17 protein-coding genes and 1 tRNA gene are annotated in these 17,291 nt (G+C 63.6%); 17 read left to right on the top strand and 1 reads right to left on the bottom strand.

The window, feature by feature from the left end:
* The first annotated feature begins 1 nt into the window (after position 1).
* From BMY53_RS01470 to BMY53_RS01450, 5 genes are all read left to right on the top strand, one after another.
* Positions 2 to 973, top strand: coding sequence for an acetyl-CoA carboxylase carboxyltransferase subunit alpha (locus BMY53_RS01470; RefSeq protein WP_092942887.1), 972 nt, complete (start codon positions 2 to 4; stop codon positions 971 to 973).
* A gap of 38 nt (positions 974 to 1,011) precedes the next feature.
* Positions 1,012 to 2,550 carry a tRNA lysidine(34) synthetase TilS gene (gene tilS / locus BMY53_RS01465; protein WP_092942884.1) on the top strand — a complete coding sequence of 513 codons (1,539 nt, stop codon included), beginning with the start codon at positions 1,012 to 1,014 and terminating at the stop codon, positions 2,548 to 2,550.
* Positions 2,551 to 2,655: 105 nt separating this feature from the next.
* On the top strand, positions 2,656 to 3,927 hold the full coding sequence (locus BMY53_RS01460; protein ID WP_092942881.1) for an aspartate kinase: 1,272 nt from the start codon (positions 2,656 to 2,658) through the stop codon (positions 3,925 to 3,927).
* Between the two features lie 105 nt (positions 3,928 to 4,032).
* A tRNA-Ser gene (locus BMY53_RS01455) sits at positions 4,033 to 4,125 on the top strand.
* A gap of 176 nt (positions 4,126 to 4,301) precedes the next feature.
* Positions 4,302 to 4,934 carry an FMN-binding negative transcriptional regulator gene (locus BMY53_RS01450; protein ID WP_177200664.1) on the top strand — a complete coding sequence of 211 codons (633 nt, stop codon included), beginning with the start codon at positions 4,302 to 4,304 and terminating at the stop codon, positions 4,932 to 4,934.
* A 146-nt stretch (positions 4,935 to 5,080) separates the two neighbouring features.
* On the opposite strand, the gene BMY53_RS01445 is transcribed toward BMY53_RS01450, so the two are convergent.
* On the bottom strand, positions 5,081 to 6,766 hold the full coding sequence (locus BMY53_RS01445) for an electron transfer flavoprotein-ubiquinone oxidoreductase (protein ID WP_092943721.1): 1,686 nt from the start codon (positions 6,764 to 6,766) through the stop codon (positions 5,081 to 5,083).
* A gap of 303 nt (positions 6,767 to 7,069) precedes the next feature.
* Between BMY53_RS01445 and BMY53_RS01440 the strand changes: the two genes are divergently transcribed.
* From BMY53_RS01440 to BMY53_RS01385, 12 genes are all read left to right on the top strand, one after another.
* Positions 7,070 to 7,471, top strand: coding sequence for an OsmC family protein (locus BMY53_RS01440; RefSeq protein WP_092943719.1), 402 nt, complete (start codon positions 7,070 to 7,072; stop codon positions 7,469 to 7,471).
* Between the two features lie 182 nt (positions 7,472 to 7,653).
* The gene (locus BMY53_RS01435) at positions 7,654 to 8,436 is read left to right on the top strand and encodes an SDR family oxidoreductase (protein WP_092942876.1); all 783 of its coding nucleotides are present in this window, start codon (positions 7,654 to 7,656) and stop codon (positions 8,434 to 8,436) included.
* Positions 8,437 to 8,438: 2 nt separating this feature from the next.
* Positions 8,439 to 9,095: a YceH family protein gene (locus tag BMY53_RS01430; protein ID WP_092942873.1), complete on the top strand. Its 657-nt coding sequence runs from the start codon at positions 8,439 to 8,441 to the stop codon at positions 9,093 to 9,095.
* Entirely contained in the window at positions 9,092 to 9,511 is a 420-nt protein-coding gene (locus BMY53_RS01425) for an acyl-CoA thioesterase (RefSeq protein WP_092942870.1), read from the top strand. The genes BMY53_RS01430 and BMY53_RS01425 overlap by 4 nt, the downstream gene beginning before the upstream one ends.
* Positions 9,508 to 9,744, top strand: a complete 237-nt coding sequence (locus BMY53_RS01420; protein WP_218151156.1) for a hypothetical protein — start codon at positions 9,508 to 9,510, stop codon at positions 9,742 to 9,744. The genes BMY53_RS01425 and BMY53_RS01420 overlap by 4 nt, the downstream gene beginning before the upstream one ends.
* A 146-nt stretch (positions 9,745 to 9,890) precedes the next feature.
* Positions 9,891 to 11,009 (top strand): hypothetical protein, encoded by a 1,119-nt coding sequence (locus BMY53_RS01415; RefSeq protein ID WP_143073874.1) that lies wholly within the window; start codon positions 9,891 to 9,893, stop codon positions 11,007 to 11,009.
* Between the two features lie 167 nt (positions 11,010 to 11,176).
* Positions 11,177 to 12,583: a GntP family permease gene (locus BMY53_RS01410; protein WP_092942861.1), complete on the top strand. Its 1,407-nt coding sequence runs from the start codon at positions 11,177 to 11,179 to the stop codon at positions 12,581 to 12,583.
* 118 nt (positions 12,584 to 12,701) lie between these two features.
* Positions 12,702 to 13,823 carry a GTP pyrophosphokinase gene (locus tag BMY53_RS01405; RefSeq protein WP_092942858.1) on the top strand — a complete coding sequence of 374 codons (1,122 nt, stop codon included), beginning with the start codon at positions 12,702 to 12,704 and terminating at the stop codon, positions 13,821 to 13,823.
* Between the two features lie 194 nt (positions 13,824 to 14,017).
* Positions 14,018 to 14,767 (top strand): SDR family oxidoreductase, encoded by a 750-nt coding sequence (locus BMY53_RS01400; protein ID WP_092942855.1) that lies wholly within the window; start codon positions 14,018 to 14,020, stop codon positions 14,765 to 14,767.
* 200 nt (positions 14,768 to 14,967) lie between these two features.
* On the top strand, positions 14,968 to 15,882 hold the full coding sequence (locus BMY53_RS01395; RefSeq protein ID WP_092942852.1) for a LysR family transcriptional regulator: 915 nt from the start codon (positions 14,968 to 14,970) through the stop codon (positions 15,880 to 15,882).
* A gap of 214 nt (positions 15,883 to 16,096) precedes the next feature.
* Complete coding sequence (locus BMY53_RS01390; protein ID WP_143073873.1) at positions 16,097 to 16,795, top strand: hypothetical protein; 699 nt, start codon at positions 16,097 to 16,099, stop codon at positions 16,793 to 16,795.
* Positions 16,792 to 17,253: a hypothetical protein gene (locus BMY53_RS01385; protein WP_092942846.1), complete on the top strand. Its 462-nt coding sequence runs from the start codon at positions 16,792 to 16,794 to the stop codon at positions 17,251 to 17,253. Before BMY53_RS01390 ends, BMY53_RS01385 begins: the two co-directional genes overlap by 4 nt.
* The last annotated feature ends 38 nt before the right edge of the window (positions 17,254 to 17,291 follow it).

Below are 17,291 nucleotides of genomic sequence, written 5' to 3'. Positions count from 1 at the left end.
TATGAGCAAACGACACTTTCTCGAGTTCGAGCAACCCATTGCCGAGCTTGAATCCAAGATTGACGAACTCCGCTACGTGCAGAGTGAGTCGGCGGTGGACATCTCCGAAGAGATCGACCGCCTGAGCAAGAAGAGCCAGCAGCTCACCAAGGACATCTACGCCAACGTATTGCCGTGGCAGGTGTACCAGGTGGCGCGGCATCCGCAACGCCCCCAGACGCTGGACTACTGCCGCGATGTCTTCACCGAGTTCCAGGAACTCCATGGTGACCGTCATTACGCAGATGATGCCGCCATCGTTGGTGGTATTGCGCGCTTCAACGGCCAAGCCTGCATGATCATCGGCCATCAGCGCGGCGCGGACGCCAAGGAGCGCACCCTGCGCAACTTCGGCATGCCCCGCCCCGAGGGTTACCGCAAGGCGCTTCGGCTGCTGAAGCTGGCCGAGAAGTTCGGCATGCCGGTCTTCACGTTCATCGACACCATGGGTGCCTACCCCGGCATCGGGGCCGAGGAACGTGGCCAGTCGGAAGCCATTGGCCGCAACATCTTCGAGATGGCGCAGCTGGAGGTGCCCATCATCGCCACCGTCATCGGTGAAGGTGGTTCGGGCGGTGCGCTGGCCATTGGCGTGGCGGACCAGGTGCTGATGCTGCAGTTCTCGGCCTATTCCGTGATCTCGCCGGAAGGCTGCGCGTCCATCCTCTGGAAGACCGCCGCTCGAGCCCCCGAGGCCGCCGAGGCCCTGGGCATTACCGCCCACCGCCTGAAGGCGATGGGCCTGGTCGACAAGATCGTCAGTGAACCGGTGGGTGGTGCGCATCGCGATGGCAAGCAGATGGCCTCCAGCCTGAAGCGCGCCCTGGGCGACGCTCTGCGCCAGGTCTCCGACCTCAAGACCAAGGACCTGCTGGAGCGCCGCTACGAGCGCCTGCAGGCCTACGGTCGCTTCAGCGACACCAAGAGTCACTGAAGCTGAACCCGAGGCTGGCCATTCGCGCCAGCCCCGCCATGCCTCCCCACACACCGCCAGACACGCCGGCCCCGACGCCGCGCGTGGTGGCGGTGGCGTGCAGCGGGGGGCGTGATTCCACCGCATTGCTTCATGCCACCGCCACGGCCGCCCGCACGCTCGGGCTTCAGGTCGTGGCCTTGCATGTTCATCATGGGCTGAATCCGCTGGCCGATGGATGGTTGACCCACTTGCAGGCGCAGGTGGGGCAGTGGGCCGATGAGGGTCTTCCTGTCCGCCTGGCCTGGGAGCGCCTGTCGGGCTCGCCAGCCCCGGGCGACAGCATTGAAGCCTGGGCCCGCACCGGGCGGCATGAGGCCCTGCAGCGCATGGCGTTGCTCGCGGGTGCGGATCTGCTGCTGCTGGCCCATCACCGGCGGGATCAAGCCGAAACCTTTCTGTTGCAGGCCCTGCGCGGCGCGGGGGTGGCTGGCCTGGCGGCGATGCCGGGGCAGCAGTGGCGCGACGGCGTGTGCTGGTCACGACCGTGGCTGGACCATCCTCGTGGGGCGGTGGAGGCCTACGTGCAGCAGCATGGCCTGGCCCACATCGAAGACGACAGCAACAGCAACCCGCGTTTTGCCCGCAATCGGCTGCGCCATGTCCTGTGGCCCGTGATGATGGAGGCGGCCCCTTCAGCCGAACTGGCGCTGGCGCAATCCGCCGCATGGGCGCAGGAGGCCTTGGCTCTGCAGCAGGAGATCGGTGTGCTGGATATCCATCAATGGGTGAGGGGCGTTGATGCGTCCGATAACGCCTACCCCCACGCTGAAGTGGGTGCAGGTGCGGGGACAGGGACAGGGGCAGGGACTGCTGCAGGCGTTGGCGCCGTCCAAACCACGCTGGACGTGACGGCATGGGGCGTCTTGAGCCCTGCACGTCTGTCCAATCTGCTGCGAATGTGGCTGAGGCAGGAGGCCGCGCGTGCAGCGCCAGCAAGCTTGATCCAGCGGCTGTTGCGGGAAGTACCTGGCGCCTCCGTGGGGCAGTGGCCCCTGGGCCAGGATGAGGTGCGGCTCTACAGGGGGCGACTTTTGCTGGCGAGGCGCCGGCCCACGTCGCCGGCGGTCCCTCATGCCACGACGATGCAGGGGGCGGCGCCGGCAGCGCTGTTCCTCGACCTCTCCGCGCCCGGACGTCATCCCGTTCCGCAATGGCGGGGCGCCTTTGAGGTCTTCGAGGTCTGCCAGGCGTTAGAAGCGTCCGGCACATCTGATGGGTCCGGTGTGTCCCCCACGCCCGACGCCCCGAGCGCCGTTGGTGGCGCTGCCCGTGGCATATCGGCTTCCCGCCTCAACAAGGTCGAGTTGCGTCCGCGCGAAGGCGGGGTGCAATTTCAGGCCCATGCCCTGGGCATTCCGCGAAGCCTCAAGAAATGCTGGCAAACCGCCGGAATCCCCGCGCCACAGAGGGAAGGGCCCCTGGTCTACCTCGCGGATGCGCTGCTGTATGTGCCGGGGCTGGGCCTGGATGCGCGCCAGTCCGAACCGATCAGGAAGGGGCTGTTGTCCCTGCGTTGGCAGCCCGATGCATGCTGATCGCGCATGGGCTGCGTAGCTCGCGCCTATAGAATCGAAAGCTCCGGCCGCGCTGCCTGTTTCGGCTGATCTGCGGCATCCCCTCTGCGTCTTGAAGACACTCCCATGGCATTGATCGTTCACAAGTACGGCGGCACCTCGATGGGGACCCCCGACCGTATCCGCAATGTGGCCAAGCGCGTGGCCAAGTGGGCACGCGCCGGCCACCAGATGGTGGTGGTGCCCTCGGCCATGAGCGGCGAGACCAACCGGCTGCTGGGCCTGGCCAAAGAACTCTCGCCCACCAGCAGCACGGCCGCGCTGATGCGCGAACTGGACATGATCGCCGCCACCGGCGAGCAGGTCTCCGTGGGTCTGCTGGCCATTGCGCTGCAGGCCGAAGGCATGGACGCGGTCAGCTACACCGGCTGGCAAGTGCCTGTGGCCACGGACAACTCCTACACCAAGGCCCGCATCGAAAGCATCGATGACGCCAAGGTCCGCGCCGATCTGGCCGCCGGCAAGGTGGTGGTCATCACCGGCTTCCAGGGGGTGGACGAGGACAACAACATCACCACGCTGGGCCGTGGTGGTTCGGACACCTCGGCCGTGGCCATTGCCGCCGCCATGAAGGCCAACGAGTGCCTCATCTACACGGACGTGGACGGCGTCTACACCACCGATCCGCGCATCGTCCCCGACGCACGCCGCCTGCACACCATCAGCTTCGAAGAGATGCTGGAAATGGCCTCGCTGGGCTCCAAGGTGCTGCAGATCCGCTCGGTGGAATTCGCGGGCAAGTACAAGGTGCCGCTGCGTGTGCTGTCCAGCTTCACGCCGTGGGACATCGACATCAACGAGGAAGCCAAGTCCGGCACCTTGATCACCTTTGAAGAGGACGAAAAAATGGAACAAGCTGTCGTCTCGGGCATTGCCTTCAACCGCGACGAAGCCAAGGTCACCCTGCTGGGCGTGCCCGACAAGCCGGGTATCGCGTTCCAGATCCTGGGCCCTGTGGCGGATGCCAACATCGATGTCGATGTGATCATCCAGAACGTCTCCCAGGACGGCAAGACCGACTTCTCCTTCACCGTGCACCGCAACGATTACCAGCGCGCCATCGAGCTGCTGGAAAAGACCGTGGGCCCGGCCGTCCAGGCGGCCAAGGTGATCGGCGACACCCGCATCTGCAAGGTGTCCATCGTGGGCATCGGCATGCGCTCGCATGCCGGCATTGCCTCCAAGATGTTCCGCTCGCTGTCGGAAGAGGGCATCAACATCCAGATGATCACCACCAGCGAAATCAAGACCTCCGTCGTCATCGACGAGAAGTACATGGAGCTGGCGGTGCGTGCGCTGCATCGCGCGTTTGAACTGGACCAGCCGCTGCCGGTGTGACAGGCCGTGTGCTGACTGCGCCCGGGGGCGCTGTCAGAGAGAGATTCTTCGGGAATCTTCTCTGAGAGCCAAAAAACCCGTGCTATAGTTTCAGCTTCTTCGGATGGAGACGTGACCGAGTGGCCGAAGGTGCTCCCCTGCTAAGGGAGTATGTGGGCAAAACCTGCATCGAGGGTTCGAATCCCTCCGTCTCCGCCAGCTGAATGTGAGGCCCCCGCAGCGCAAGTTGCGGGGGCTTTCTCACATCTGATGTGTGGGATTTTTCACACCCGAATGAGATGCGTGTAGGGGCCGTGTTGGTTGTTGCCCCTGGATACCGTCCACTCGCCGCAAACGCCCTGTTCATGGGCGAAGTTGCTCTACATTCACAGCGCATGCACACGCCGAATTCGTCCGAACTGCCCGATCTGTCCATGGCCCGGTTGCTGATTCAGCAGCACCCGCTGGCGACCATGATGCTGCAGGATCCCACGCATGGGCTCTGCGCGGTGCCGGTGCCCATGGTCTGGGGCGCGGACAAGAACAAGCCGGACAACTGGTGGGTGGAAGGGCACATGGCCCGCTCGAACCAGAGCACCGAAGCGTTGGTGAGCGGCAAGGCCGGCCCGGTGCTGGTGCAGTTCAGTGGCCCTGGGGCTTATGTGTCGCCGCGGCATTACGACGTGTCCAAGTCGGTGCCCACCTGGAACTACGTCACCGTGCAGATCCATGGGCGTGCACAGATCATTGATCACCCGATGGAGAAGGACAGCCTGCTCAAGCGTCTCATCGCCACGCAGGAGCCCGCCTACGCCAGGGACTGGAGCGGCCTGCCGGCCGACCGCGACGGCAAGCTGCTGGGCAGCATCATCGGGTTTCGCATTCCGGTGGAGCGGTGTGTGCTCAAGGTCAAGCTGAGCCAGAACCGAAGTGAGGGCGAGCGCAGCCGCATCCTGGCGCATCAACGCAAGGGCTCGTATGAAGAGCAGGTGCTGGCGCGCTGGATGACCTTGCTGGCGCAGCGCTGAGCTTCAGTGCGGGCGCCAAGGCGTCAGAAGCCCTCGTGCCTTCCAAAGCGCTCCAAGCGATTCCAGCGCCTCCTGGCCACCCCGGCCCCAAGCACCTACAAAAAAGCCCGCAGATGCGGGCTTCGTTGTTTCCAGGGGGCGTCGGTTCACATCCCCGCGTAGTTCGGCCCGCCGCCGCCTTCAGGTGTTACCCACACGATGTTCTGTGTCGGGTCCTTGATGTCGCAGGTCTTGCAGTGCACGCAGTTCTGCGCGTTGATCTGCAGGCGTTCGCTGTTGTCGGCGTTCTTCACAAACTCGTACACGCCGGCCGGGCAATAGCGGCTTTCCGGGCCCGCGTACTGGGTCAGGTTGACCTGCACCGGCACTGCGTTGTCCTTCAGCGTGAGGTGGGCGGGCTGGTTTTCTTCGTGGTTGGTGTTGGACACAAACACCGACGAAAGCCGGTCGAAGGTCAGCTTGCCATCCGGCTTCGGGTAGCTGATCTTGGGCATCTCGGCGGCGGGGCGCAGGTAGACATGGTCCGGCTTGTCGCGATGCAGCGTCCAGGGCGGGCTCTTGATGCCCAGCTTGGGCAGCAGCCACTGCTCGATGCCGGTCATCAGCGTGCCGATGGTGTTGCCCTTCTTGAACCAGGTCTTGAAATTGCGGGACTGGTCCAGTTCCTCGCGCAGCCAGCTCTGCTCAAAAGCGGCGGGGTAGGCGTTGAGCTCGTCCTGTGCACGGCCGGCAGCCAGCGCTTCGGCGATGGCTTCGGCGCACAGCATGCCGCTCTTGATGGCGGCATGGCTGCCCTTGATGCGTGCGGCGTTGAGATAACCCGCGTCATCACCCACCAGTGCGCCGCCCGGGAACACCTGCTTGGGGAGGCTCAACAGGCCGCCGGCGGTGATGGCCCGTGCGCCATAGCCCAGGCGCTTGCCGCCTTCGATGTGCTGGCGGATGGACGGGTGGGTCTTCCAGCGCTGCATTTCCTCGAAGGGGGAGAGCCACGGGTTCTTGTAGTCCAGGCCGACCACGAAGCCCAGCGTCACCTTGTTGCCTTCCAGGTGGTAGAGGAAGCCGCCGCCGTAGGTCTCGCTGTCCATGGGCCAACCGGCGGTGTGCACCACCAGGCCGGGCTTGGCCTTGTCGGCCGGCACTTCCCACAGTTCCTTGATGCCGATGCCGTAGGTCTGCGGGTCCTTGCCGGCGTCCAGTTGGTATTTGGCAATCAGCTGCTTGCCCAGATGGCCACGCGCGCCTTCTGCGAAGATCGTGTACTTGCCGTGCAGTTCCATGCCCAGCTGGAAGCCCTCATGCGGCTCGCCGTCCTTGCCCACGCCCACGTTGCCGGTGGCCACGCCCTTGACGCGGCCCTGCTCGTCATAGAGCACCTCGGCGGCGGCAAAGCCGGGGAAGATCTCCACGCCCAGCGCCTCGGCCTGCTGGCCCAGCCACTTGGTGACATTGCCCAGCGAGATCACGTAGTTGCCGTGGTTGTGGAAGCAGGCCGGGATCAGCCACTGCGGCGTGTCCCTGGCGCCGGTCTCGCTCAGGAACAGCACCTGGTCTTCGGTCACTGGTTGGCCCAGCGGTGCGTCCAGTTCCTTCCAGTTGGGGAACAGCTCCGTCAGTGCGCGCGGGTCCATCACCGCACCGGAGAGGATGTGCGCGCCAGGCTCCGAGCCCTTCTCCAGCACCACCACCGAAATCTCCTGGCTCTTCTCAGCGGCCAGCTGTTTCAGGCGGATCGCCGTTGCCAGACCGGCCGGGCCACCGCCCACGACGACCACGTCGTATTCCATGCTGTCGCGCGGACCGTACTGGGCAACAAGTTCTTCGGAGGTCATGGTCATCCTTGGTCGTTCTCGTTTGGGAGCCGGGCGGCTGCTCCGGCGGTTTGCGGCGCATTCTAGCCGGCCGAATCGAAAATAGAACGGTCGTGCTTTTCCGGGAAATAGAGAGCTGAGCCGAATGTGACTGACGGACGCGCGCCAGTGGTGTGTGGCGCTGGGGGCTGGTCTGGTGCGCTTGGCCCGGTTTGTGGTGTGGGTTGGTGTGGGTCCTGCCCGGGTGACTATCCCGGGAGATGGATGCCGGGCCCTGGCCCCCGCCTTAGGATGGGCTTCTCAGACCGATTTCAGGAGACCTTGATGAGTATTCATGTTCAGCGAGACAAGACCGGCCCGATGCGCCAGACCGTCAGCATCCGCCAACACCAGTTGACGGCGGACCAGTCCGTGGCGGGCGGTGGTGAGGATGCGGGCCCGGACGCGCATGAGCTCTACGACGCCGCGCTGGGCGCCTGCAAGGCACTGACGGTGCTCTGGTATGCCAACCGCAAGGGCCTGCCGGTGGAGGATGTGCTGGTGCAGGTGGACCGTGACGGCTCCCATGAGCAGCAAGGGCTCTACAAGCTCAAGGCCACGCTGACGCTGGTGGGCAATCTCACGGCGGAAGACCGTGAGCGCCTGCTTCAGGTGGCGGCCAAGTGCCCGGTGCACAAGCTCATGACGCAGGTCAAGACGGAAATCGAGACCGTGCTGGCGGATTGATCCGCTGGCAGCCCTGGCGGCACGTCCGGTGTGTGGGCGGCCGGATGGACGGCTGGATTAACGTCGATCGGGTGCCAGGACAAGGTTGGGCACGCGGGTGACGCGAGGTGACTCGGCTGCGTGATATCGTCATCGGCAGCGATTCTTGGGTCACCGAGCCGTCATCAACGAGAGACCTTGTCATGAGCTACAGCATCGATCTGGAGGGCCGTGTGGCCCTTGTCACCGGGGCGTCCAGTGGTCTGGGCGAGCAGTTTGCAAAAACCTTGTCCAAGGCCGGCGCCTGTGTGGTGTTGGCAGCGCGGCGGGTGGAGCGACTGAAGGCATTGCGTGCGGAAATCGAAGCCGGTGGTGGCGATGCGCATGTGGTCAGCATGGATGTCACGGACATCGACAGCATTGCGGCCGCCGTGGCCCGGGCCGAGACCGAAGTCGGCACGCTGGACATCCTGATCAACAACTCCGGCGTCAGCACCACGCAGCGCCTGGTGGATGTCACGCCGGATGATTTCGACTTCGTGATGGACACCAATGTGCGCGGATCCTTCTTCGTGGCGCAGGAGGTGGGCAAGCGCATGCTGGCCCGCGCGCGCGGGGCGGCGCCCGGCACGTATACCGGCGGGCGCATCGTCAACGTTGCCTCCATGGCGGGTTTGCGGGTGCTCTCGCAGATTGGTGTGTATGCCATGAGCAAGGCGGCGGTCATCCACATGACCCGTGCCATGGCGCTGGAGTGGGGCAAGTACGACATCAATGTCAATGCCATCTGCCCCGGCTATATCGACACAGAAATCAACCACCACCACTGGCAGACCGAGCAGGGCCGCAAGCTGGTGGACCTGTTGCCGCGTAAGCGGGTGGGCCAGCCGCAAGACCTGGACACCACCTTGCTGATGTTGTGTGCCAAGGAGAGCCGTTTCATCAACGGCGCAGTGATTCAAGCAGATGATGGATTTGGTGTCTGAGCATGGCGGTTCGTGAATTGAGTGCGCTGGAAGCGCGTGTGCTGGCGGTGCTGGTGGAGAAGGCCTTTACCGTGCCTGACAGTTATCCGATGTCCTTGAACAGCCTGACACTGGGCGTGAACCAGAAGACGGCACGAGACCCGGTGATGAATGCCTCCGAGGCCGACGTGGCTTCAACGCTGGATGAGCTCAAGGCAATGAGCCTGGTGAACACCGTGAGCGGCAGTCGGGTGCTGCGTTTTGAGCACAACATGAAGCGGGTGCTGGGCGTGCCGGGGCAGGCGGAGGCCTTGTTGACCGTGCTGATGCTGCGGGGCCCGCAGACGGCGGCAGAGCTGCGGCTCAATGCGGAGCGGATTCACCGCTTTGCAGATGTCTCATCGGTCGAAGGCTTTTTGGAAGAACTGGCCGAGCGTGAGCCGCCGCTGGCGCGCAAGCTGCCGCGGGCACCGGGTGCGCGTGAGCAACGCTGGGCGCATCTGTTGAGTGGTGAGCCTGAGTTGCCGGTGGGGGGCGTGGTGGAGTCTGCATCCGGGCGTGGGGCGGCCGCTTCAGGCCCGGACCCTCGTGATGAGGAGATCGCTGCGCTGCGCGCCGATGTGGAACAGCTGAAGGCGGCGGTGGCACGGCTGCAGTCCGAACTGGGCTTGGCGCCATGAGGTTCGAAATTCCAGAGGAGAAGAAGCTGGTCCATGAGACCCGCATTCAGATCCGATGGGGGGACATGGACGCGATGGGCCATGTCAACAACACCGTGTATTTCCGCTATCTGGAAATGGCACGCGTGGAATGGCTGGAGCGTCTGGGCGGTGCGCCCAACCCGGCAGGGCAGGGGCCGGTCATCGTGAATGCCTTCTGCAACTTCTATCGGGCGGTGACCTACCCCGGGGAGTTGATTGCGCGGCACTACGTGTCGTCGCCGGGGCGATCAAGTTTTGATACGTGGATCACGCTGGAACGAGCGGACGAGCCGGGGGTGATCTGCGCAGCAGGCGGGGCCACGACGGTGTGGCAGGATGCAGCCGTGCAGAAGTCGATGCCTCTGCCGGAATGGGTGAGGGCCCAATTGGTATGAACATGAGACCTGACAGGAAGCAGCGGGCCATTGGCTTGCTGGTGGCCGCCGTGATGGCGGTGTTGTTGATCTGGTTGATCAGCAGTGGGGCGCGGCAGGCGCTGGATTGGTTAGTGGGGTTGCCCAACAAGAGCCAGGTCGAGGTGCGCATAGGGGTCGGAGTGCTGCTGGCGTTGGTGTTGCCGCTGGTGGCGTATCGCTTGCGGCGGGCGAGGGGCCAGCGCAAGAAATAGGGCGTTCGGGGTGACGCGCGGTTTTGCAGCCGTTCCTCAGGATTACCGCGCCACGATATGGTCATTTTGCCGAGTGTCGTTGCAAGGGCTCACCTTTAGCATGGGTCAAACGCTTCCTCTTCCAACCGCAGACTGCGAGGCGACCCATGAAAACCTCCACATCCGGTCCTCTTCAAGCGCGGCGAGACCGGGCGGTCGCGTCCAACGAAGATGAACGTCCGAAGACCGTGGGCAGGACTGTTGAAACGCATGAGCAACTGCAGACCGGCATCGACAAATCCGCCCGTATGCAGGGGCAGCAACAGGTCATGCAAGCCATGGGCTGCCTGGCGCCCATGCCGCCTGCGCAGCGCTTTGTCGATGTGGAAGATCCTGCGACCTGGAAGTCTGTGCGGCGGGCCGATGTGGATGAATTGATGGGCTATCTCACGCCCCAAGGCGGAAACCTGACCGAGGGGCAGCAACGGTGGCTGGCCGAAGTGATCGAGAAATGGGGCTCGGCGGACAACATCAAGATTCAGCTGCTGCGTGCACAAGTGTCCAGGGGCAAGGCGTTCAGCATTCCGATGGGGCAGCCCAATAGCGCGGCCGTGGCCATTCTCTCCTGGTTGGACGAGCAGGCGATGCCCTCTGAGTCGGTCCCGAGTTCGACGGCTTCGCCTGAGCTTGACCTGGACGCGGAGAAGCCGGTCTACCTGGCTTCCTCCAGCGGCGGCAAGAGTGGCGAACCCAAGTCTCTCGCGCCATTGAAGATGACAGAGAGTTCGATCAACTATTCGAAGGCAGCGCTGAACGCAGCGCCGATGCTTGGTTTGACGGCGAAGGATTTGGAGTCCCGCAAGCCGCACACGAAGACGACCACCGGATCTTCAGGCACCGATCACCAAGCGGCGGATGGCAACGCATCTTCGAGAGTGACGGACATGATCGAGCGCCGCATCTTCGAGAAGACCGGCGCACACATGTCGCCTCAGGACTTCATCAAACAGGAGGAGAAAAAGCAGGCGACCAGTGTCATGCGGGAAGAAAAGAAGGCGGCCACCCATCAAAAACTGATGGAGCACGGCGCCAAGGAGCGGGAGGAGTATCTATCGTGGATAGCGGTTCTGGCGCCCAAGACATGGCGTGATCGGCAGAAAAAACTCGACAACAGCGTGAGGTCTGCGCCCGAAGAAAAGAAGCATCAGGCGCTGTTTGAAAAGGCCGAGCGTGAGGGGTGGCCGCTGACCTGGGATGAGTCGATGGCGAAGCTGCTGCAATATTGAGACCGTCTCCCCCCACCACCGCTACGAACACCGCACCGATCCCACCCATCCGCTCTCCCTTCGCCCTTCTGCCCGCCAGGCACTGCTAAGGTCAGTCGCCACCTCGCAATTGCAGCCGTGGGCTGCCGACGCAGGTTGCAGATTGAACAAGAACGGAGACGGGCGATATGAGCCTTGTGGACATCCAACTGCTGGCCATCGCATTGGTCAGCGTCCTGGGGCTTGTGGCCCTGATCGTGGCCAAACCCAGGCTTCATCCGCTGGTGGCCCTGCTGCTGGTGTCGATGGCCGTGGGGCTGGCCACCAGCATGCCCTTGAACAAGCTGGCCTCCGCCATCTCTTCAGGCGCAGGCAAGACGCTTGGCGTCGTGGGGCTGGTGGTGGCGCTGGGCGCCATGCTGGGCAAGCTGCTGGCCGATTCCGGAGTCACCACCAGCGTGGCCAATGCCATCGTCAGCCGGTCCTCCTACAGGGTCCTGCCCTGGACCATGGCAGGCGTGGCCTTCATCATCGGCATCCCGATGTTTTTTGAAGTGGGCCTGGTGGTTCTGCTGCCATTGATCTTCGGTGTCGCCCGCAAGCTCGAGACCGGCAAGCTGGGCAGCGGTTCCGCCTATGTGTATGTGTCGGTCCCCGTGATTGCCGCATTGGCGGCCATGCACGGCATGGTGCCGCCCCATCCCGGGCCGCTGACCGCCATCGCCACGCTGAAAACCAGTGTGGGCGCCACGATGATCTACGGTTTTATCGCAGCCATTCCGGCGATCATCCTGGCAGGGCCGATCTATGGAACCTTCATCGCGCCCCGAATGAAGGCCAGGCCCGATGAGGCCATGATTCACCAGTACGTGCCGGAGTCCGATGAGGCCTCCGCCGCTGCTGCTGCCCCAGGCTCCGCGACGGCGGCCGCGCCCAGCGTTGCCATCGGCGTGCTGTGTGCGCTGCTTCCGGCACTGCTGATGCTGGCCCATGCCGTGGCGGAGATCCTGCTCGACAAGACTTCCGCCGTGCTGCATGTCGCAGCCTTTGTGGGCAACCCGATCGTGGCCATGTTGGTGGGGCTGATCTTTGCGATGGTCGTGCTCCATCCCGGTGAACCGGAGGCTGTGCGCAAATCCCTCAGCCAGAGCGTCAAGCCCATCTCCAATGTGCTGCTCATCATTGCCGGGGGCGGCGCATTCCAGCAGGTGCTGACCGATGCGCATGTGGGCGATGCGATCGTGCACCTGAGCCATCAACTGTCGGTGTCGCCCTTGCTGCTCGGCTGGCTGATCTCGATGCTGCTGTCAGTCTCCACCGGCTCCGCCACCGTGGGTATCGTGGGCGCGGCGGGCCTCCTGGCGCCGCTGGGCAGCTCCGGCGTGCCGGTCAACCAGCCGCTGCTGGCGCTGGCCATCGGCTGTGGTTCGCTGTTCTTCAACTATGCCAACCACGCCGGCTTCTGGCTGGTGAAGGAATCGTTCGGCATGTCGATGGGAGAAGCCACCCGCACCATCTCCGTGGTGCAGTCCATCGTGGCCGTGGTCGGGCTCCTGATGGTGTTCTTGCTGAACTTGCTGCCTGCGCTGGGTTGATAGACCGCCAATTGGCTGAGCCGCACGACGGTCCGCTGACGTTCGACTGTCGCGACCAGTGCGATGATGGGAGACGGCCGCGGGGAGAACCCGCGCCATAGCAACAAGGAGGCAGCGCATGGCGAGTCGGGATTTCGAGGGCGAAAAAGCAGAGTTCCGCGTTTACTACGATGCAAACGCGGTGATGCTGCAAAACGCCAGTCGATCGCTGGCGAGCCTCCTGACCGATCTCCTGCCTCAACTCGGTGCCGTGCCGGTCTCCAAGATTGAGTCGCGACTCAAGGACCGCGAGGAATGCATCAAGAAGTTCAACCTCAAGTACCGCCCGGTGCTGGAGGAGAACTCAAAGGAATACGAAATCCGGGACCACATCAGCGACCTGGTGGGCCTCCGTATCGTCTGTCTCTACGAAGATGACATCGAGAAGATCGGTGAGATCCTGAAGAGCGAGTTTGAGGTCGTCGAAGTCACGGACAAGATTTCGACGATCGAGAACACGGAAGCCTCCTTCGGCTACAAGGGCCTGCATGTCGATCTCAAGCTCAAGAATCCGCGGCTGGAGTTGCCCGAGTACCGCGCCTACGCGGACCTTCAATTCGAAGTGCAGGTGCGAACGATCGTCCAGGACTCCTGGAGCGTGCTGGATCACAAGATCAAGTACAAGAAGTCCATTCCCAATCACCTGAAGCGCCGGATCAACACGCTGGCCGCCCTCTTCGAGCTGGCTGACCGGGAGTTCCGGCAAATCCGTGACTCCACCGAAGAAGAGATTCAGAAGGAAGAGGACGAGCCCGCTGAGACGGCTGATACGGTCGTGCCGCCAGAAGCCAACGGCCAGGCGCCGGGTGAAGCGCCGCCAGCCGGGGCCTCTGCAACGCAGGCCGGTGAGCGCCGCAGCGCGCAGCTCAATGCGTTCAACTTCCTGAAGATTGCGAGCCATTTCTTCCCCGCCTTCGACTTTGAGCCGCAGAAGGTGGATGGCTTCGTGCAGGAGATCGTGACGGCGCAGCCCTCCATCTCACGGGCGGAGTTCAACCAGTACCTCCGAGGGACGATCGGCATCGTCAAGCGTTACCAGGTCCATTTCGAAGGCATTTCCGAGCACCGGATGAATCCCTACACCGTCATCCGTCACAGCCTCTATTTAGGCGACAAGCTGCTGTTCCAGGGCATCTTGACCAGCCTGGCCAAGAAGAACTTCGAGGCGTGGCTTTCCGCCCAGGCGGGCGACGACGTTTGATGCGAACGATGGCGGTGCGCACGCGCGACATCTACGCGCGACACGCCTGCCAAAACACGTTCGATGGCTTCGAACGTCTGCATCGAATACATGGCATGGCTTCCCAGGGTAGGTGGGCGAATATTCAGGCACGGCGACGGCAACAAACCAAACAGTTCCCGCCGCCTCCTACGCAACCAACCCAAGGAAACATCATGACCCGCTTCGCAAACCAAACCGTTCTCGTCACTGGCGGCAGCAGCGGCATCGGCCTGGCAGCAGCCAAGGCCTATGCCAACGAAGGCGCCCGTGTTGTCATCACTGGCCGTGACGAGCAGGCGCTGGCCCGTGCACAAGCCGACATCGGCCACGGCGCCATCGCCCTGCGCAATGACGCTGGCAGCGTGGAAGAGGCCCAACGTCTCGCCACCGCCCTGCAAGATCGGGACATCCAGCTGGATGCCATCTTCATCAACGCCGGCGTCGCCAAGTTCGCACCGTTTGCCGACGTGCCCGAGTCGCTGTGGGACGACACCTTCAATGCGAACGTCAAGGGCCCGTACTTCCAGATCCAGGCGCTGACGCCGCTGCTGCGCGCTGGTGCCGCGATCGTCATCAACGGTTCCATCAACGCGCACACCGGTATGCCCAACTCGTCGGTCTATGCCGCCAGCAAGGCCGCGCTGATTTCCCTGGCCAAGACCCTGTCGGCTGAACTGCTGCCGCGCGGTGCCCGAGTGAACGTGGTCAGCCCCGGCCCGATCACCACGCCGCTGTACGGCAAGCTCGGCCTGGATTCGGCCACGCTGGAGGCTACCGCCGCCGCCATCCAGGGCCAGATCCCGGTGGGCCGCTTCGGCACCCCTGAGGAGCTGGCATCCACCGTGCTGCACCTGTCCGCCAAGGAGTCGGCCTTCATCGTGGGCTCCGAAATCATCGTGGACGGTGGCATGAGCAACCTGTGATCTGCCTGGGCTAACCGGCTGTCGCACCGCTGCGGTGGGCGATGCCGGGCCCATCACGCGCTGAAGTCCGGTGTTTCGCAGGGCTTCGGCGCGTTGTTCTTTGCGGCGCCTGGCGATGTGCCTCCCACCTGGGGTTCGGCCCGCTGGCCTCCCCCGCAACACTCGCACAGAATGACGGCCTTCCCCGTCCATGCCCATCGATGCTTACCCAAGACGAACTCGCCATGCTGCAAGCCATTCGTGGCACGGGCAGCCTCTCCAAGGCCGCCGCACAGTTGGGCAAGGCACCGTCCACCATCTCGCATGCGGCCCGGCAACTGGAAGCCCGTTATGACGCGCTGCTGTTTGACCGGCGGCGGTATCGGCTTGAACTGACCCCGGCGGGGAAACTGCTGGCGGAAGAGGCCGAGCGTTTGCTGACGGACATGAGCCGCCTGAACACCCGCGTGCGTCAGATTGCCAGCGGGTGGGAGGACCGGCTGGCCATCGTGACCGATGAACTGCTGGAGTTCCAGACATTGCTCCCCGTCATCGCCGACTTCGACAAGCTGAAGTCAGGCGTGGGGCTGCGCATTACCCATGAGGTGCTCGGTGGCACCTGGAGTGCGCTGCGCGAGGGCAGGGCGGATCTGGTCATCGGCGCCACCAATGAGCCTCCGGCCATTCCCGGTCTGCGCTGGTTTGAACTGGGCGTCATGGACTGGGTTTTTGCGGTGGGGGCCAGGCACCCCTTAGCATCCGCAGCAGGGCCCTTGAAGCGCGAGCACATTCAGCCATACCGCGCGGCCGTGGTCGCCGACACCTCCCGAGGCATCAGCGCGCGGACCTATGGCGTGCATGGCGGCCAGGAGCAACTGGCGGTGCCCAGCATGGCGGCCAAGATCGAGGCGCAGCGAGCCGGCTTGGCCGTGGGGTGGTTGCCTCGGCACCGTGTCTCCGCGCTCATCGCGAGCGGGGAGCTTGTCGAGAAGAAGACGGCCGACCCACGGGAACCCAACACACTCTACGTCGCCTGGCGCGGGGAGCATGCAGGGAACGCGCTGGACTGGTGGGTGGAACGATTGCGCGAGCCGCGGCTGATGAAACGGCTGGTCGATGGGCTGCAGGTCAAATAGTCCCATCGGGCTGTGGTCATTCCCGCCTCCAAGGCGAACCTCGGGTTTTGTGAGGGTCAATATCGGCTGGCGCCCGATGCCGTGTTGACACCCGGTCGGATAGCGTCGTCCTCGGGCCTCGTCGGCTGGGGAGGGGAAGAGAAGACCGGTGTCCGACCAATCGAAAATTTAAGGCAGTGACCATCGCTCGTCCGCTGCAGAGCCTGAGAAACGTGTGACCAGTCCCGTCACGGATCATTCGGCGGCGCTGGGAGGCGGTGGCAGACTGGAGGCGCAGGCACATTTCATTCAATGCCTCCATGAGAGCCCGCTGATGCAGCGCCAGGCTGCCCAACTGAGGGCGCTTGTCCCGGGCTCGGTCGTCCAGCGGCTTCAATCCTTCGGCGAAATGCGAACTTCATTGGAGGCCAGCAGCCGGGACCGGCGTAGCAATGAAGCCTACGTGGCCATCTTGAGAGACCTGCGTGCCGCCGACGACGAGGAGGCACTTGCCATCACCGCTGACCACCATGCCGCTCTCATTCCCAGGATCGAAGGCATTGAAGGTCGATTGGGGGCTGCGAGGTCGCGAGACCGTACCAAGCAGGAAGCCCGAAACGCCGCCTTGGCGCAACTTCGCCTCGAATTGACTGCCAAGCGGACCTGGCTTCAGAAGCGCGTGACCGACTTGTCCAAGCCAGCGAATGCCAAGATGACGCAGTCGATTGTCGGGCCCAGAGCCGGGTTCGAGATCGAGAGCAACAAGGTCTATGTCATCAACCTGTCCGAGTGCTCGCAGGCGCAGCGTCGCAGTCTGGCAAAGGGAGTTTTTCCGAAATCTCTGCGGCCTCACTACGACAAGCGGACAAGCTTGTTCGGTCCCCCAGGTGGAGCGAAGGAAATCCCAAGAGCGAGTTCGGCAAGACCATCATGAAGACATCTCTGCAGGAAATCTTGGGTCGAGCGGATCCTCCGGCAACAGAGGCGCAGGCTACACGGTGGATTGAAGGTGTGGCCAAGTACTGCCAACTCTTCAACCTCGATATCCAGGTGGCGGAAGGACTGGTCAACTTCACGCAGGCCAACCGCCGGAGGCCGGGATTCATGTTGATACACACCAATTTCACGTGGCAGCAGTACCTGAGGAAATTGCTCGATGGCGACGACATGATCACCGTATGGGCAGCGCACGCGTTTTCGTCCGGCAACCAGCCTGCTGAAGACTTTGGTCTCGGCCAACTGCCCGCCACGCTGCCGGATGGATTCGTGATCAATGAGCACAGGCAGTTCCCCCCTGGGGAGGACCCCAGCCCGGCCAACTATCTGGACAAAGCCATAGCCTGGGGCCACGTCACCGACGCGGAGTTGCGCAGGCGGGGAGGTGGCGGGTGAAGCACCGTGTCATGCCCGGGCCCCCAGAAGTTGGACAG

It is taken from the genome of Roseateles sp. YR242 (genome assembly GCF_900109745.1).
Lineage (GTDB): Bacteria > Pseudomonadota > Gammaproteobacteria > Burkholderiales > Burkholderiaceae_C > Roseateles.
Note: the sequence above shows the minus strand (reverse complement) of the source record. Positions and strands in the feature narration are given on the sequence as shown.

Coding starts and splice junctions, on each gene's coding strand:
- BMY53_RS01450 (WP_177200664.1), top strand. CDS start 4,302: ATGCACACGCCGAATTCGTCCGAACTGCCCGATCTGTCCATGGCCCGG.
- BMY53_RS01440 (WP_092943719.1), top strand. CDS start 7,070: ATGAGTATTCATGTTCAGCGAGACAAGACCGGCCCGATGCGCCAGACC.
- BMY53_RS01430 (WP_092942873.1), top strand. CDS start 8,439: ATGGCGGTTCGTGAATTGAGTGCGCTGGAAGCGCGTGTGCTGGCGGTG.
- BMY53_RS01415 (WP_143073874.1), top strand. CDS start 9,891: ATGAAAACCTCCACATCCGGTCCTCTTCAAGCGCGGCGAGACCGGGCG.
- BMY53_RS01420 (WP_218151156.1), top strand. CDS start 9,508: ATGAACATGAGACCTGACAGGAAGCAGCGGGCCATTGGCTTGCTGGTG.
- BMY53_RS01435 (WP_092942876.1), top strand. CDS start 7,654: ATGAGCTACAGCATCGATCTGGAGGGCCGTGTGGCCCTTGTCACCGGG.
- tilS (WP_092942884.1), top strand. CDS start 1,012: ATGCCTCCCCACACACCGCCAGACACGCCGGCCCCGACGCCGCGCGTG.
- BMY53_RS01385 (WP_092942846.1), top strand. CDS start 16,792: ATGAAGACATCTCTGCAGGAAATCTTGGGTCGAGCGGATCCTCCGGCA.
- BMY53_RS01445 (WP_092943721.1), bottom strand. CDS start 6,766: ATGACCTCCGAAGAACTTGTTGCCCAGTACGGTCCGCGCGACAGCATG.
- BMY53_RS01470 (WP_092942887.1), top strand. CDS start 2: ATGAGCAAACGACACTTTCTCGAGTTCGAGCAACCCATTGCCGAGCTT.
- BMY53_RS01410 (WP_092942861.1), top strand. CDS start 11,177: ATGAGCCTTGTGGACATCCAACTGCTGGCCATCGCATTGGTCAGCGTC.
- BMY53_RS01395 (WP_092942852.1), top strand. CDS start 14,968: ATGCTTACCCAAGACGAACTCGCCATGCTGCAAGCCATTCGTGGCACG.
- BMY53_RS01460 (WP_092942881.1), top strand. CDS start 2,656: ATGGCATTGATCGTTCACAAGTACGGCGGCACCTCGATGGGGACCCCC.
- BMY53_RS01425 (WP_092942870.1), top strand. CDS start 9,092: ATGAGGTTCGAAATTCCAGAGGAGAAGAAGCTGGTCCATGAGACCCGC.
- BMY53_RS01400 (WP_092942855.1), top strand. CDS start 14,018: ATGACCCGCTTCGCAAACCAAACCGTTCTCGTCACTGGCGGCAGCAGC.
- BMY53_RS01405 (WP_092942858.1), top strand. CDS start 12,702: ATGGCGAGTCGGGATTTCGAGGGCGAAAAAGCAGAGTTCCGCGTTTAC.